The organism is Pseudomonas sp. DG56-2 (genome assembly GCF_004803755.1).
In the GTDB taxonomy this organism is placed as follows: Bacteria; Pseudomonadota; Gammaproteobacteria; order Pseudomonadales; family Pseudomonadaceae; genus Aquipseudomonas; species Aquipseudomonas auratipiscis.
The window spans coordinates 4884811-4897832 of the sequence record NZ_CP032311.1 but is presented as its reverse complement, the minus strand read 5'-3'; the positions used below and the strand labels follow the sequence as shown (position 1 = coordinate 4897832).

General features: G+C 58.9%; 17 protein-coding genes. 9 read left to right on the top strand and 8 right to left on the bottom strand.

What is annotated here, in order from left to right:
• Positions 1–49 precede the first annotated feature (49 nt).
• Entirely contained in the window at positions 50–997 is a 948-nt protein-coding gene (locus tag D3Z90_RS22515; RefSeq protein WP_136478104.1) for an alpha/beta fold hydrolase, read from the top strand.
• On the opposite strand, the gene D3Z90_RS22510 is transcribed toward D3Z90_RS22515, so the two are convergent.
• Genes D3Z90_RS22510 through D3Z90_RS22495 form a run of 4 tightly spaced genes read right to left on the bottom strand, consistent with a single transcriptional unit; the run spans position 984 to position 2959 of the window.
• Positions 984–1322, bottom strand: a complete 339-nt coding sequence (locus D3Z90_RS22510; protein WP_136478103.1) for a HopJ type III effector protein — start codon at positions 1320–1322, stop codon at positions 984–986. The genes D3Z90_RS22515 and D3Z90_RS22510 overlap by 14 nt on opposite strands.
• Entirely contained in the window at positions 1315–1611 is a 297-nt protein-coding gene (locus D3Z90_RS22505; RefSeq protein WP_136478102.1) for a DUF1244 domain-containing protein, read from the bottom strand. The genes D3Z90_RS22510 and D3Z90_RS22505 overlap by 8 nt, the downstream gene beginning before the upstream one ends.
• 24 nt (positions 1612–1635) lie before the next feature.
• Positions 1636–2334: a dihydromonapterin reductase gene (gene folM / locus D3Z90_RS22500; RefSeq protein ID WP_136478101.1), complete on the bottom strand. Its 699-nt coding sequence runs from the start codon at positions 2332–2334 to the stop codon at positions 1636–1638.
• 55 nt (positions 2335–2389) lie between these two features.
• Complete coding sequence (locus D3Z90_RS22495) at positions 2390–2959, bottom strand: antibiotic biosynthesis monooxygenase (protein ID WP_136478100.1); 570 nt, start codon at positions 2957–2959, stop codon at positions 2390–2392.
• A gap of 225 nt (positions 2960–3184) precedes the next feature.
• On the opposite strand from D3Z90_RS22495, the gene D3Z90_RS22490 reads away from it, so the two are divergent.
• Positions 3185–4135: a MerR family transcriptional regulator gene (locus tag D3Z90_RS22490; RefSeq protein ID WP_136478099.1), complete on the top strand. Its 951-nt coding sequence runs from the start codon at positions 3185–3187 to the stop codon at positions 4133–4135.
• Here the strand turns inward: D3Z90_RS22490 and D3Z90_RS22485 are convergent.
• Together D3Z90_RS22485 and D3Z90_RS22480 are read right to left on the bottom strand one after the other, a co-directional pair.
• Positions 4120–4737, bottom strand: a complete 618-nt coding sequence (locus D3Z90_RS22485; protein ID WP_136478098.1) for a hypothetical protein — start codon at positions 4735–4737, stop codon at positions 4120–4122. The genes D3Z90_RS22490 and D3Z90_RS22485 overlap by 16 nt on opposite strands.
• A gap of 72 nt (positions 4738–4809) precedes the next feature.
• The gene (locus D3Z90_RS22480; RefSeq protein ID WP_136478097.1) at positions 4810–5268 is read right to left on the bottom strand and encodes a PAS domain-containing protein; all 459 of its coding nucleotides are present in this window, start codon (positions 5266–5268) and stop codon (positions 4810–4812) included.
• Between the two features lie 139 nt (positions 5269–5407).
• Here D3Z90_RS22480 and D3Z90_RS22475 point away from each other — a divergent pair, with 139 nt between their 5' ends.
• The gene (locus D3Z90_RS22475) at positions 5408–5863 is read left to right on the top strand and encodes a flavodoxin (RefSeq protein ID WP_136478096.1); all 456 of its coding nucleotides are present in this window, start codon (positions 5408–5410) and stop codon (positions 5861–5863) included.
• Here D3Z90_RS22475 and D3Z90_RS22470 read toward each other — a convergent pair whose 3' ends face one another.
• Positions 5864–6751, bottom strand: a complete 888-nt coding sequence (locus D3Z90_RS22470; RefSeq protein WP_136478095.1) for a LysR family transcriptional regulator — start codon at positions 6749–6751, stop codon at positions 5864–5866.
• Between the two features lie 97 nt (positions 6752–6848).
• On the opposite strand from D3Z90_RS22470, the gene D3Z90_RS22465 reads away from it, so the two are divergent.
• The 5 genes from D3Z90_RS22465 (at position 6849) to D3Z90_RS22445 (ending at position 10470) form a co-directional block, all read left to right on the top strand.
• Positions 6849–7235, top strand: coding sequence for a CidA/LrgA family protein (locus D3Z90_RS22465; protein ID WP_136478094.1), 387 nt, complete (start codon positions 6849–6851; stop codon positions 7233–7235).
• A complete protein-coding gene (locus tag D3Z90_RS22460) occupies positions 7225–7911 on the top strand; it encodes an LrgB family protein (protein WP_136478093.1) in 687 nt (228 codons plus the stop codon). The genes D3Z90_RS22465 and D3Z90_RS22460 overlap by 11 nt, the downstream gene beginning before the upstream one ends.
• Positions 7912–8095: 184 nt before the next feature.
• A complete protein-coding gene (locus D3Z90_RS22455) occupies positions 8096–8998 on the top strand; it encodes an alpha/beta fold hydrolase (RefSeq protein WP_136478092.1) in 903 nt (300 codons plus the stop codon).
• A gap of 126 nt (positions 8999–9124) precedes the next feature.
• Positions 9125–10039, top strand: a complete 915-nt coding sequence (locus tag D3Z90_RS22450; protein ID WP_136478091.1) for an SDR family oxidoreductase — start codon at positions 9125–9127, stop codon at positions 10037–10039.
• A gap of 74 nt (positions 10040–10113) precedes the next feature.
• Positions 10114–10470 (top strand): hypothetical protein, encoded by a 357-nt coding sequence (locus D3Z90_RS22445; protein WP_136478090.1) that lies wholly within the window; start codon positions 10114–10116, stop codon positions 10468–10470.
• 280 nt (positions 10471–10750) lie between these two features.
• On the opposite strand, the gene D3Z90_RS22440 is transcribed toward D3Z90_RS22445, so the two are convergent.
• A complete protein-coding gene (locus D3Z90_RS22440) occupies positions 10751–11545 on the bottom strand; it encodes an IclR family transcriptional regulator (protein WP_136478089.1) in 795 nt (264 codons plus the stop codon).
• 172 nt (positions 11546–11717) lie between these two features.
• Between D3Z90_RS22440 and hmgA the strand changes: the two genes are divergently transcribed.
• Positions 11718–13019, top strand: a complete 1302-nt coding sequence (hmgA, locus tag D3Z90_RS22435) for a homogentisate 1,2-dioxygenase (RefSeq protein WP_136478088.1) — start codon at positions 11718–11720, stop codon at positions 13017–13019.
• Positions 13020–13022: the final 3 nt, after the last annotated feature.

Genomic DNA, 13022 nt, shown 5'->3' with positions numbered 1-13022 from the left:
CCGCCGTTCCCGTATTCGTGCGGGAGCGGCGACTGTTTGAGGTTTCCCGATGAGCAGCCTCGAAGCATTTTCACCTCTATTGGCCGCCAGCAGCGCTGCACAAGCGTTTCGCGAAACGGCAAGCGATGGTTATTCCATTGGCGGTTTCAGCTGGCACCATCCCTTGGTCGACAGCGCACGCCCGGTGGTGATCATTAACGCTGCCACCTCGGTGCGTTGCAGTTACTACGCCCGTTTTGCCCAATACCTGTTCAACCACGGCTTCGATGTCATGACCTATGACTATCGCGGCATTGGAGAGTCGCGCCCGGCATCGATGCACAACTTCAAGGCGACCTGGACCGACTGGGGCGTACTGGACTTCGAAGCGGTATTGCAGCGTGCTCATCGAGAGTTTCCCGGCCAGCCGATCGATGTTGTCGGCCATAGCTTCGGTGGCTGTGCGGCAGGATTGGCGGCATCGTCCACCCAGTTGCGCAGGTTGGTAACGGTGGGCGCGCAGTTTGCTTATTGGCGTGACTATGCCGCCGACAGCCGCTGGCAGCTGTTTGGCAAGTGGCATGTAGTAATGCCGCTGCTGACGCAGCTCTTCGGATATTTTCCCGGCAAGCGCCTGGGTTGGTTGGAAGACACCCCGGCCGGCGTGGTCAAAGACTGGAGCACGTTGAGCGCAGCCTACGAGCGGCGTCCCAGCGGCAAGGCGTTGATCGAACGGCCGTTTACCCGGTTCAGGGCGCAAACCTTGGCGATCAGTCTGACCGATGATCCTTTCGGCACGGTTGCGGCAATCGAGCGCTTGCTCAGTTACTGTGCCTCCAGTTCACCCAGCCATTTGCGCATTGCACCGGCCGATATCGGCGAGGCGCAGATTGGCCATTTCGCTTTTTTCCACAATCGTTTCGAGACCCGGCTCTGGCCAATTGCCCTGCAGTGGCTGCAACACGGGCAATTGGCCGATGGCGCGCCGGGACGCCTGCTCGCCCTTAGCGAGCCTTGAGCGGCGGTGCCGCAAACGTGACGCCGGCCAGGCCGTGCTGCATCAGGGCGCGGATGTTGCCGTGGTCGCTGCCTTCAGGGGTAGCCAGGACCGAGCGGTAGTGTTCGCCGAATGCCAGCAGCGTTTCTTCGTTGCTCAGACCTTCGAGCAGGGCCAGGCCCAAGGTTTTGCATGAGCCTTCGTTCTGTCCGGCAGTACTTTCCACACCGCCATTGCTGAATGCTTGTGGCTGATACTCGTAGTGGGCAGCGACAAAAGCCAAGGTGTCCGCGAAGGCATGTTCGCCACTGTTCAGGCTTTTGCGCAGGGTGTTCAGATCAGTCATGGGGTTTTCCTTTGGCAAAGGCAGCTTGCTGTTCGGAGCTGGCTTCTTTCTGGTATTGGGCTTTCCACTCGGCATAGGGCATGCCGTAGACCACTTCGCGGGCGTCATCCAGGCTCAGTTCGATCTGGCGCTCGTCGGCGGCGGCCTTGTACCACTTGGACAGACAGTTACGACAGAAACCGGAAAGGTTCATCAGGTCGATGTTCTGTACATCCTTGCGGCTGTCCAGATGAGCAACCAGCCGGCGGAAGGCGGCGGCTTCTAGCTCAAGTTTTTGTTGGTCGTTCATGGTCATTCTCGTGACAAGGACAATTCAGTCTACCGCGATGCGGTTTTTCAGATGGCGGCCACCGTTGATGACCACATTGCTGCCGGTGCTGTATTGGCTTTCGAGGAGGAATTGCACCGCCTCGATCAGCGGCTGCGCGCCCGGCTCAAATTCCAGCAAGGCCTTCTTCAGGGTTTGTTGACGGTACGCGTCGTCGCTGTTTTCCTTGAGAATCAGCAGCCCGGGCAGAATCGCATTGACCCTGACCACCGGTGCGTATTTCTCGGCAAAGGACAACACCATGTTCTGCAGCGCAGCCTTGGTAGCGGCATAGCCAATGTGGCTCTTGCTGCCGCGCGAGGAGGTTTCGTCGCAGATATGGATGATATCGGCCTTGGCCATTTTCAACAGCTGCTCGCCCAGCGCCAGGTTCAGGTGGTACGGCGCTTCGACGTGCAGTTTGAACATGGTGTTGAGATTGACCAGATCGTCGTCGAGCCACAACGAGGCGTTGTGAATAATTGCTCTGAGGCCGTCATAGTTGCTCTTGAGATGCTCGATCAGGGCCTGGCGGTCGTCTTCCCGGCACAAATCGGCCTGGAACTGGATGATGTTCGGGTGCGTAGCCTCGGGGTTTTTGCTACGGCTGGCGCTGACCACGGTATGGCCGGCCTGCGCCAGGTTCAGGGCCAACGCCAGTCCGACTCGTTGGCTGGCTCCGGTGACAAGAATTGGGCTGTTCATGGTGGGGACGGTCAACTTTTGCAGGTTCGCTTGGATGACCGCCAGCATACCCGAACTAGACCGCGTTGCGCGCACCCTGCGGCCTGCAGCTGCGTGCCGGGGCGTTGAGCCAGTTGGCCAGCAGGCGGGTGGACAAGGGAATGAACACATACACCATCAAGGGCGTTAACCCTAGCGTGCTCAGCAGTATGCGCGGAACCAGGTCGAGGGCGCCCAGCCATTGGCCGAACAACAGGTTGAACAAAAGTGAGACCGGAAAGAACGCCAGCCAGATTGCCACAGCTTGTTTCCAGCGTGGAGGGCGCTGTACCGGATTGGTGCCAAACCAGCCGTCCAGGCCACTGGCCCGCAGCTCGTGCGGCTGCTCGAACAAACCGTCGCCACGGGTCAACCAGGCGTTACGCGAAGCCGAGTGCTCCCAGGCATGCATGGTGTGCTCGTTGGTAAAGCGGAAGATGATTTGAAACTCGTCGCCCTGTGGCGGTGGCGCCAGTACGCCCGAGCCCAGGTAGCCGGTAAAGTCGGTGGCCAATTGTTCGCCTTCGTGAAGCCAGCTCATCAGATCCTGATAGCGGCCTTCGGCGACGCGGCGCGTTACCATCAACGTAACGGGAGGGGTAGACATTGTGTATCTCCTGGCAACGGGGCAGGGCGGATGGCCTTGCCCGTATAATGCGTCCGGGGTGGAGGACGGCATTGGGTTGCATGCAAAAAGCGGGCACGGATTATTCCTGAAATAACCTGACTCGTCAGTGCTGGGTTGTCGCCAACTGACAGAAATGCCAATAGTCGCTTTTGTATTGCCCGGAGTAGAATGTGCTCTACCCCAAAAGAGTCGTGGTTTCTGGCAATGCTTGAGTCTGCCCAGCCTTCATCGAACGCCGGTGACCTCGATCATGAGGAGCTGTTTCCCATTCGTGAAGTCTCGCGCCTGACGGGTATCAACCCGGTTACGCTACGCGCGTGGGAGCGTCGATATGGGCTTATCCAGCCGACACGCACCGAAAGTGGGCACCGCCTCTATTCCCAGGCCGATATCGATGAGGTGCGTAATATCCTCGGTTGGATCGAGCGTGGCGTTGCCGTGAGTAAAGTAGGCAAGATCCTGGCGCGCAGCCAGAGCCTCAAGCTGCAAGGCGAAGTTCGACCCAACCCGATTTCCAAAGACGATTTCAAGCAGTGGCAACTGCAACTGCGCCAAGCTGTAAGAGCGTTCGATGAGCTGCGCCTGGAGCAGGTGTACGGTCAGGTGTTCAGTACTTATCCACAGGTGGTGGCATTCCAGGACATCTTTTTGCCAGTCTGGCAGGAGTTGCGCAGCACCCAGGAAGCGTTCGGTCACCTCAGCGAATGGCTGTTTCTCGATGGTTTCCTGCGCGGCCGCGTGCTCCAGCGCCTGCAGTTGAGCGCTGGGCAGCAGGAGATCAGGGTGGTGCTTGCGGCGATACCTGGCCACTGCCGCGAGCTGGAACTGCTGGTAACCGCGCTGATGCTGGGTACCAGTGAAATTGGGGTGACAGTACTCGGTCTGGGCCAGCCTGTGGAAGAACTCACCCTGGTCTGCGAACGCATGAGTCCACACGCCCTGGTGCTGTTCTCCAATCATCCTCCGGCGCATGACTTGCCCAAGCGTTTGGCTCGGCTTGCTCTGGGCTTGGAGTGTCCGTTATTGCTGGCGGGAGAGGCTGCGGAAATGGCCCAGGACAGCCTTATCGGGTCGCAAGTGGCGTGCCTTGGCAATGAAGGCCGCTTGATGCTGCGTCGTTTGCAGCAATCGCTGGCAGGTCACTTGGATAGTTGAGGATGCAGTTCCGGGTGAGCTTGGCGATGGGCCTGGAGAATGTACTCGCGTAGCCGGTCGATTTCTCCCTGCTGGCTCTGGCTCAGCTTGTACGCAGCCAGGTTTTGCCCGGTCCGACGCTGCAGAATCCCGTGCAAGGCAATGGGCGGGCAATTGTCCGGGGCGAACCAGAGGTCGAAGGTTTTCGGCGGTTTGGGCTGATCCCGAAATTCCACCAATACGCCCTTGAAGGAAATCTCCCGTACCCACAAACCGGTGCTCAGGCCCAGTTCATCTACCAGCGCGACTGGAGTATCGAGGGTCAGGCGCCATGGCCGTACCATCGGGCCTTCTTCATAGATGTGCGGCGCACCCAGTTGCAGCTGCAGGGAGTGGAACTCATCTTCGACCAGATGCAGGGGGAAGGTCATCTGGTGGTTGTCGAACTGCGCCTGCAGGGTGACTTGCTCCTGGGCAATCAGTTGGGTCAGCAGGTGCTTGATCTCGGTGCCGCCATTGACCATCAGGCGCGAAGGCGACTCAGCCGAAGAAGGCTGCGAGGCGCGCTGCATGGTCCTGATAAAGTCCAACTCATCCTGAGTCAGGAGGGCATCTGCTTGCATGGTCGAACTCGAATGGGTCAGTCGTGAATGCATTTAGTCACCGTGATGGACAACCATACGGTAGTTTTGTTTTTACCGTTCGTCGCTTTCCAGCCTGAAAATATATGCCTTGGCTTCGGCGAGCTCGCGTTCCAGTTCCACCAGCCGATGTTCGCTCTCGACCTGGCGGGTGACATCCTTCTGAATACCGATGAAATACTTGAGCTGATCGGCCTCATTGAGCACCGGGGTGATCGACAGTTCATTCCAGAACATGCTGCCATCCTTGCGGTAGTTACGCAGGATTTCCCGGCTTGGTCGGCCGCTGTTGATCGCCTCCCGGATTCGCGCGCGGGCGTCCTGGTCTCGATCATCGGCCTGCAGGAATCGACAGTCTTGATAAAGAATATCGTTGGCTTGGTAACCGGTCATTCGCTCGAACGCCGGGTTCACATAAATCAGGATGGTGTCATCATCACCTTCTTGCTCGGCAATCACGACGCCGTCGACCGAGGCATCGACCATACGTTGCAGCAATGTTGCGTTAATCATTCGACGAGGTCCGCAAGGCTGAAACAAGAACGGCGGTTGATTCTAGAGGATTGGCTGGCGCCTCACATCCGGAGAATGAGGCCTTTTGCCAGTGTCCGATGCTAGTATCCTACGTTTTTACTCAGCTTCGGAATCCTTTATGAAAGTCGCCATCCTTTCCGGTTCGGTCTACGGTACGGCCGAAGAAGTCGCCCGGCATGCTCAGTCCCTGCTCAACGCTGCAGGATTCGAGGCCTGGCACGCCAATCGCGCTACTTTGCAAGATCTTCAGGGCTTTGCTCCTGAAGCCTTCCTGGCGGTGACCTCAACCACGGGGATGGGCGAGTTGCCTGATAACCTGATGCCATTGTTCAGTGAAATTCGCGACGTGCTGCCCGCAGCCTGGCGCGGGCTTCCCGGCGCAGTGATCGGCCTGGGTGATTCCAGTTACGGCGATACCTTCTGTGGAGGTGGCGAACAGATGCGTGAGTTGTTCGCTGAAATGGGCGTGCGCGAAGTGCTACCAATGTTGCGCCTGGATGCCAGCGAAACCGTCACTCCGGAAACCGATGCCGAGCCATGGCTGGCAGAATTGACCAGCGCGCTGCGCGGCTGATCAGTCCGCGTGAGGTTGCTCACGCAGCAATTGCAGCCAGGCCTGCGCTGCGCGTGACAGATAAGCGCCTTTTCGCCAGATGAAGGCGATGTCCCAGCGCAGTTCGGTTGGTTCGCTCAACGTCAGGCGAACCACGCCTGGGCGTTCCAGGCCTCGGGCTACTACGCTCGGCAGCAACACGACGCCCTGGCCTGCGGCGACTAGCGCAGCGAGGAAGTCGGCTTGGCCGCTTCGTCCACCCTCCCTCGGGGTAAAGCCCAGTTGCTGGCACGCGCCAAGCAGCCGGTCATTGAGCACGAAGCTGCGCTGATAGAGCAAAAATGGTGTCTCAGCCAATTGCGCCAGACTGACTCGTCCGGCCCCAGCCAAGGGGTGATCGGTGGGCAGCAGTGCATCGAGCGGCTCATTGCAGAACGGCTGAAACGCGAACGCCGGATCATTCGGTGTCAGGCTGCCACCGAGCTCCAGCTCACCGCTTAGCACGGCCTGCTCGACACTGCGGCTACCGCCTTCAAGCAAATGAATGGTGATGTTGGGATGGCGCCGACGGTACTCGGCGAACAGCCTGGCAAACAGCGCGTCGCTACCAAGCTGCGGCAGTCCAAGACGCAGTTCGCCGCGGCCCAGTTGGCTCAAGTCATCGAGCTCATTGAGCAGTTCCTGGCGCATGCGCAGCATCGCTTCGCCTCGTTCCAGCACAATCCTGCCGGCAGACGTCAGGTGTAATTGTGAACCTTGGCGTTCCAGCAATGGTGTGCCCAGGTCGTGCTCGAGCTGGGCCACTTGCTTGCTGACGGCCGACTGGCTGATGTTCAGGGTGTGCGAGGCTTGAGTGAAACCACCGTGGTGGATCACTTCGATGAAACTGCGTAGCTGTTTGAATTCCATGTTCTGAATTCCATTATGGAATGGAAGCTAGTCTAACAATTCGTTTTTAGCGTGGTGAAGGGGACTCTAGAATAGAGCCTTGAAGAGGTCCACTGCGATGAAACCCGCATCATTCAAACGCTTCCTGCGTCTACTTGCCGAACTGGCAGTATTTCTTTCTCTTTATGCAATTGGCGGCCAGTTGGCAGCTTGGCTCGGCTGGCCAATTCCCGGCGGAGTCATGGGGCTGGCGCTGCTGCTGATCGCATTTGCCCTGGGTTGGCTCAAGCCTGCAGCCTTGCAGCTAGGCGCCGGTTTGTTGATGGCCGAAATGCTGCTGTTCTTCATTCCAGCGCTGATGAGCCTGCTCGACTACGGTAGCTTGCTGCGCGATGAGGGCTGGCGAATTCTTCTGGTGATCGCGGTCAGTACCTTGATGGTCATGGTTATGACCGCCGTCACCGTGGAGTGGGTGTGCCGCTGGAGGATGCGTCATGACGCTTGAACCCATGCCCCTGTTCTGGCTGATGCTGACGCTATCGGCTTACCTGGGAAGCCGCTGGTTGTACCGGCGCACAGGTCGTTACCTGTTGTCGCCACTGATTCTGGTGCCAGCGTTGCTGCTGGCGGTTGCGGTACCGTTGAACACGGCTTACGCCGAATACTCACGGGACACCCATTGGCTGATGGCGGTCCTGGGGCCGGTGACGGTGGCGTTCGCGGTTCCGATCTGGCAACAGCGGGCCCTGCTGGCTCGTCACTGGCCGGCATTGACCCTGGGAATGCTGGTGGGCAGCGCCGCATCTATCTCCAGTTCCTGGGGCTTGGCGCACCTGCTGTCGCTGGATAACTCGGTGAGCCTGTCGTTGTTGCCGCGCTCGATTACCACGCCCTTTGCCATGCCGATGGCCCGGGATTTGGGTGGGGTGCCGGAGCTGACAGCGGTTTTCGTGATGTTCACCGGCGTGCTGGGCGCGATGTTTGGTGGGGTGTTGCTGAAGTTCCTGCCGTTGCGCACGCCCTTGGCACGAGGCGCGTTGTTTGGTGTTGGCGCGCATGGCGCAGGGGTCAGTCGGGCCCATGAGGTCGGGGGCGAAGAAGGCTCTGTAGCGGGCCTGGTGATGGTACTGACCGGGCTTCTCAACCTGTTTGCCGCACCGTTGCTGCTATTGGTGGTGTGACCGGTCGAGTTATTTTACTACCTGACTCACAAGGTCAATAAGCTGGCTGCCAATGCAACTTACCTTTGCCAGTGTGCTGATTAGACTGCGTCACTAGAGCACACGAATGTGCCGAGGTGATTGCAATGATCGCAACTGATGCCTTGCCCAACCCGCTATCCCCCTGTTCAACGGGGATACGCTGATGCCCTTGACCGAAATTCCATTATGCGTCTGGCGCACTCGAGGGCTGAACTTTACCTTCCGTGGCCAGACCATTCGATACTGGACAGCAGGTCAAGGTGAACCACTGCTGCTTATCCACGGCTTTCCCACTGCAAGCTGGGACTGGCACTACCTGTGGGCTCCACTGACCCAGCGCTTTCGGGTAATTGCCTGTGACATGCTCGGCTTTGGCGATTCCTCCAAACCCGCTCATCACCACTACACCTTGATCGAGCAGGCCGATCTGCAACAGGCTTTGCTTGAACACCTGCAAGTTGATCAGCCGGTTCACTTGTTGGCCCATGACTATGGCGGCAGCGTCGCTCAGGAACTGCTGGCACGCCATCATGAAGGTCGGGCCGACATTGCCAGTTGTGTGTTCCTTAATGGCGGGCTGTTTCCTGAATGCCATCGTTCACTGTTGATCCAGAAACTGCTGCTCAGCCGGCTCGGTTGGTTGGTGGCGCGCTCGTTCGGCCGTGATGATCTGGTGCGTAACGTCACCCAGGTCTACGGGCCTTGCACGCATCCCAGCGAGAGTGCCCTGGATGACTGCTGGAGCCTGATGGTTGCCAACCGCGGCACCCGTATCCTGCACAAGTTGGTGGCCTACGTGCCGGAGCGGGCGACCCACCGCGAGCGTTGGCTCGCGGCGATGCAGAAAGAGGGCATACCGCTGCGTTTTATCAACGGTGCAGTGGATCCGGTTTGTGGCGCACATATGTATCAGCGTTACCTGGAATTAATTCCAAACCCAGATGCTGTCTTGCTCCCGGGCATTGGTCATTACCCTCATACAGAAGCGCCAACGCAAGTGTTGCGCCATTATCTGGCGTTTCGCGAGCAGGCCCTGCCTGCGCCGCAGAAGGTGGCCTGGTCCTGAGGACAGGCGAATTGCATCATTTTCTGGCCTTATCGACTGCCATTCATCTCAGGTGCGCTTGATTGTGTGCGGGCCGATGCTGGCCGACACTCGGACATCCCCTGTTGATTTGTTGGAGTGTCGAGCATGAGCGATTCTGTGCGCCTGGACGATAAAGTGGTGATAGTGACGGGCGCCGGAGGGGGGCTGGGCCGAGCCCATGCCTTGTTGTTTGCTCGTCACGGGGCGCGGGTGGTGGTCAATGATCTGGGCGGCTCCACTCATGGCGAAGGTGCGAACGCCTCTGCGGCCGACCGGGTGGTTGTACAGATCCGGGAGGCGGGAGGTACAGCACTGGCCAACCATGACTCGGTGGCCGATGGTCATCGTATTGTCGAGCAGGCGCTGGATACCTTTGGTCGCGTCGATGTGGTGGTCAACAATGCCGGTATTCTGCGCGACAAGACATTCCACAAAATGGAAGACAGCGACTGGGATCAGGTCTATCGGGTTCATGTCGAAGGGGCCTACAAGGTCACTCATGCGGCCTGGCCACATCTACGTGAACAGAATTGGGGACGGGTGATTTTCACCGCCTCCACTTCGGGTATCTATGGCAACTTCGGCCAGTCCAACTACGGCATGGCCAAATTGGGTCTCTACGGTTTGACCCGAACCTTGGCCATCGAGGGACGCAAACACAACATTCTGGTCAATGCCATTGCGCCTACAGGCGGCACGCGCATGACCGAAGGTTTGATCCCTCCTCAGGTTTTCGAGCAATTAAAGCCCGAGCTGGTCAGTCCGTTGGTCGTTTACCTGGGCAGTGAGCAATGCCAAGACAGTGCAGGCTTGTATGAAGTGGGCGGTGGCTGGGTTGGTAAAGTGCGTTGGGAGCGTAGCCTGGGCGTGGGCTTCAATCCCCACCAAGGATTCACGCCCGAAGACATCGCCGCCAACTGGCAGGACATTGGCGACTTTACCGATGCCGTACACCCGCACGACAGCCTGCAAGCATTGCAGCAAATGATGGCCAACCTGCAGAAATTCCCACAGCGCTGAGGCTGCCTGAGGTTGTGGTCGCCCGAGGTTCTTTCCTATGCTGGGCGGTCATGATCGTGACAGGAGTGACAAGGATGTACGAGTCCAAGACAGAAGCGCTCATTTCGCCTCGGCAGTTTCGCTTTCGTTTATTGCGCCATGGCCTGGCGGCCTGCGTGTTGCTGGTCGCCTCGGTGCTGTTCGGGGTACTTGGTCATTGGTACTTCGAACCGCACATTCCCCTGCACGACGCCATCTTCAATGCCACCTTGTTACTGGGTGGGGTAGGGCCGGTGATCTTGCCGCAGACCATGGGCGGCAAGCTGTTCTTTGCTATCTATGGCTTGTATGTCGGGCTGGTGTTCGTTGCCAGTATCGGGTTGATCCTGACCCCTGTCGCTCATCGGATACTGCATCGCTTTCACTTCGACGACAGCGATGACGACGATTGACCGCAGCCGATAGGTGTGGGCTTGCCCTGCGATGAGCGCATAAAAAAGGCCGCTGCAAAGCAGCGGCCAAGTAAGACGTTAGATCAAGGAGCTTCAAAATCAACGTCGGTGAACCTGTTGCCGGGGACGGGGTGTGCACGTCTGAAATGCCCGGGCCAGAGCGGCTGCCTATGATGGCGCGATCCAGCTGCAAACAGAATAAGCCGCTGACCCCAAAGGAAAAATAGCCAATTCGGACATTCACTGTTACATCACTGGCAACAGTGCAGGGCGTCTCGAGTCAGGCATGCAGGGGCGCTTCTTCGTAGCCCATGCGCCAACTGATCATTTTTGCCGCCGCCAATAGTTGTTGCGCTGCCGGACCTTGTTCATCGGCATGGAAGATCGAAGTCGGCCCAACGACAGTCAATACCGCGACAATTTTTCCCACCGCATTGAACACCGGGGCCGAGAGCGCGTCGACGCCTGGCATAAGCAAGCCATGGATATGGTGCAGGCCGCGCAGGCGAATGTCGGCGAACAGCGTTTCGTAGTCGTTGACGTTGTGTCCGAGGATGGCCAGTTCCTGATCGCGTAGTTCGACAGTTTCGCGCTCGGGAAGGTAGGCACCAAACACCAGCCCTGTCGATGAGCTAAGCAAAGGCAGCACCGAACCGATCTGGGTGACCACGGTCACCGCGCGGACCGCCGGTTCGATGCTGACCACTGTGGCGCCCTGATTGCCCCACACGGCAATGAAGCAGCTTTCGTTGAGTGCATCACGCAATTGCGACAGCGGCATGGCCGCAACTTTCAGCACGTCCATACCGCCGAGGGCGGCGAGACCTACGCGCAGCGCTTCACGACCCAGCCCGTAGTGGTTGGTGGCCGGATTTTGCTCGGCAAAGCCACTGGCGATCAGCGCCTGCAAATAGCGATGGACTTTACTGGCCGGCATGTCGACATGTTCGGCAAGGCGCGACAGCGAGGTGGAGGGCGATAGTTGGGCCAAGGCCTTGAGGATATCGGTACCGACCTCGGCCGAGCGTACCTTCTGTTTGCCGGTGCTGTCGGCGGGGGAGCTGGCTTTGGCCATTGTAGGAATGTTCCGGATGGTTCAGATGGGCGTCTTTATAGCTTGACGGTCTTCGCCAATCAAATTACGTTATGCGTAATGTAATTACGATAAAAATAATGCAGCCTGTTTGCCAGCGTCACCGGCGCCAGCCAGCTGCCATCAACCGGCCTGCATTGGGCCCGGAGGCTCGATGAACCTCGAAAGCACCCCTGTCCTCGACTACTTGAGCGGTTTCGGCAACGAATTTGCCAGTGAAGCCTTGCCCGGTGCCCTGCCGGTCGGCCAGAACTCGCCACAAAAGGCGCCCTATGGCCTGTATGCCGAGTTGCTTTCCGGCACGGCCTTCACCATGACCCGTAGCGAGTCGCGCCGCACCTGGCTCTACCGTATTCGTCCGTCGGCCTTGCATCCGCGTTTCGAGCGCCTGGAGCGGCAGTTGGCCGGTGGTCCGCTGGGCCCGGTTACCCCTAACCGCCTGCGCTGGAGCCCGCAACCCATCCCGAGCGAGCCGACCGATTTCATCGACGGCTGGGTGGCCATGGCGGCCAACTCGGCGGGCGAAAAGCCGGCCGGAATCAGCATTTACACCTACTGCGCCAATTGCTCCATGGAGCGGGTGTTCTTTAACGCCGACGGTGAATTGCTGCTGGTACCTGAACAAGGCCGCCTGCGCATCGTAACGGAACTGGGTGTACTGGAAGTCGAACCGCTGGAAATCGCCATACTGCCTCGTGGCCTCAAGTTCCGGGTTGAACTGATCGACGCTCAGGCCCGTGGCTATCTGGCCGAAAACCACGGGGCGCCATTGCGTATCCCGGACCTGGGGCCGATCGGTAGCAATGGCTTGGCCAATCCGCGAGACTTCCTCGCGCCAGTGGCACATTACGAAGAAGTCGACGCACCGGTGCAATTGGTGCAGAAGTTCCTCGGTGAACTGTGGAGTTGCCAGCTCAACCATTCGCCACTGGACGTGGTCGCCTGGCACGGCAACAACGTGCCGTACAAGTACGACCTGCGTCGCTTCAACACCATCGGTACTGTCAGTTTCGATCACCCGGACCCGTCGATCTTCACTGTGTTGACCTCGCCGACCAGCGTGCCAGGCATGGCCAACCTCGACTTCGTGATCTTCCCGCCGCGCTGGATGGTGGCCGAGAACACCTTCCGTCCACCATGGTTCCACCGCAACCTGATGAACGAGTTCATGGGGTTGATCAAGGGTGAGTACGACGCCAAGGCCGAAGGGTTCCTGCCTGGCGGTGCCTCGCTGCACGCTTGCATGAGCGCCCATGGTCCGGACGCCGAAACCTGTGCCAAGGCCATTGCCGCGGATCTTGCGCCGAACAAAATCGACAACACCATGGCGTTCATGTTCGAGACCAGCCAGGTGCTGCGTCCGAGCCGTCATGCGTTAGAGTGCCCGCAGTTGCAGGCCGACTACGATAGTTGCTGGGCCTCGTTGCCGAGCACCTTCACCCCGAATCGGAGATAACCC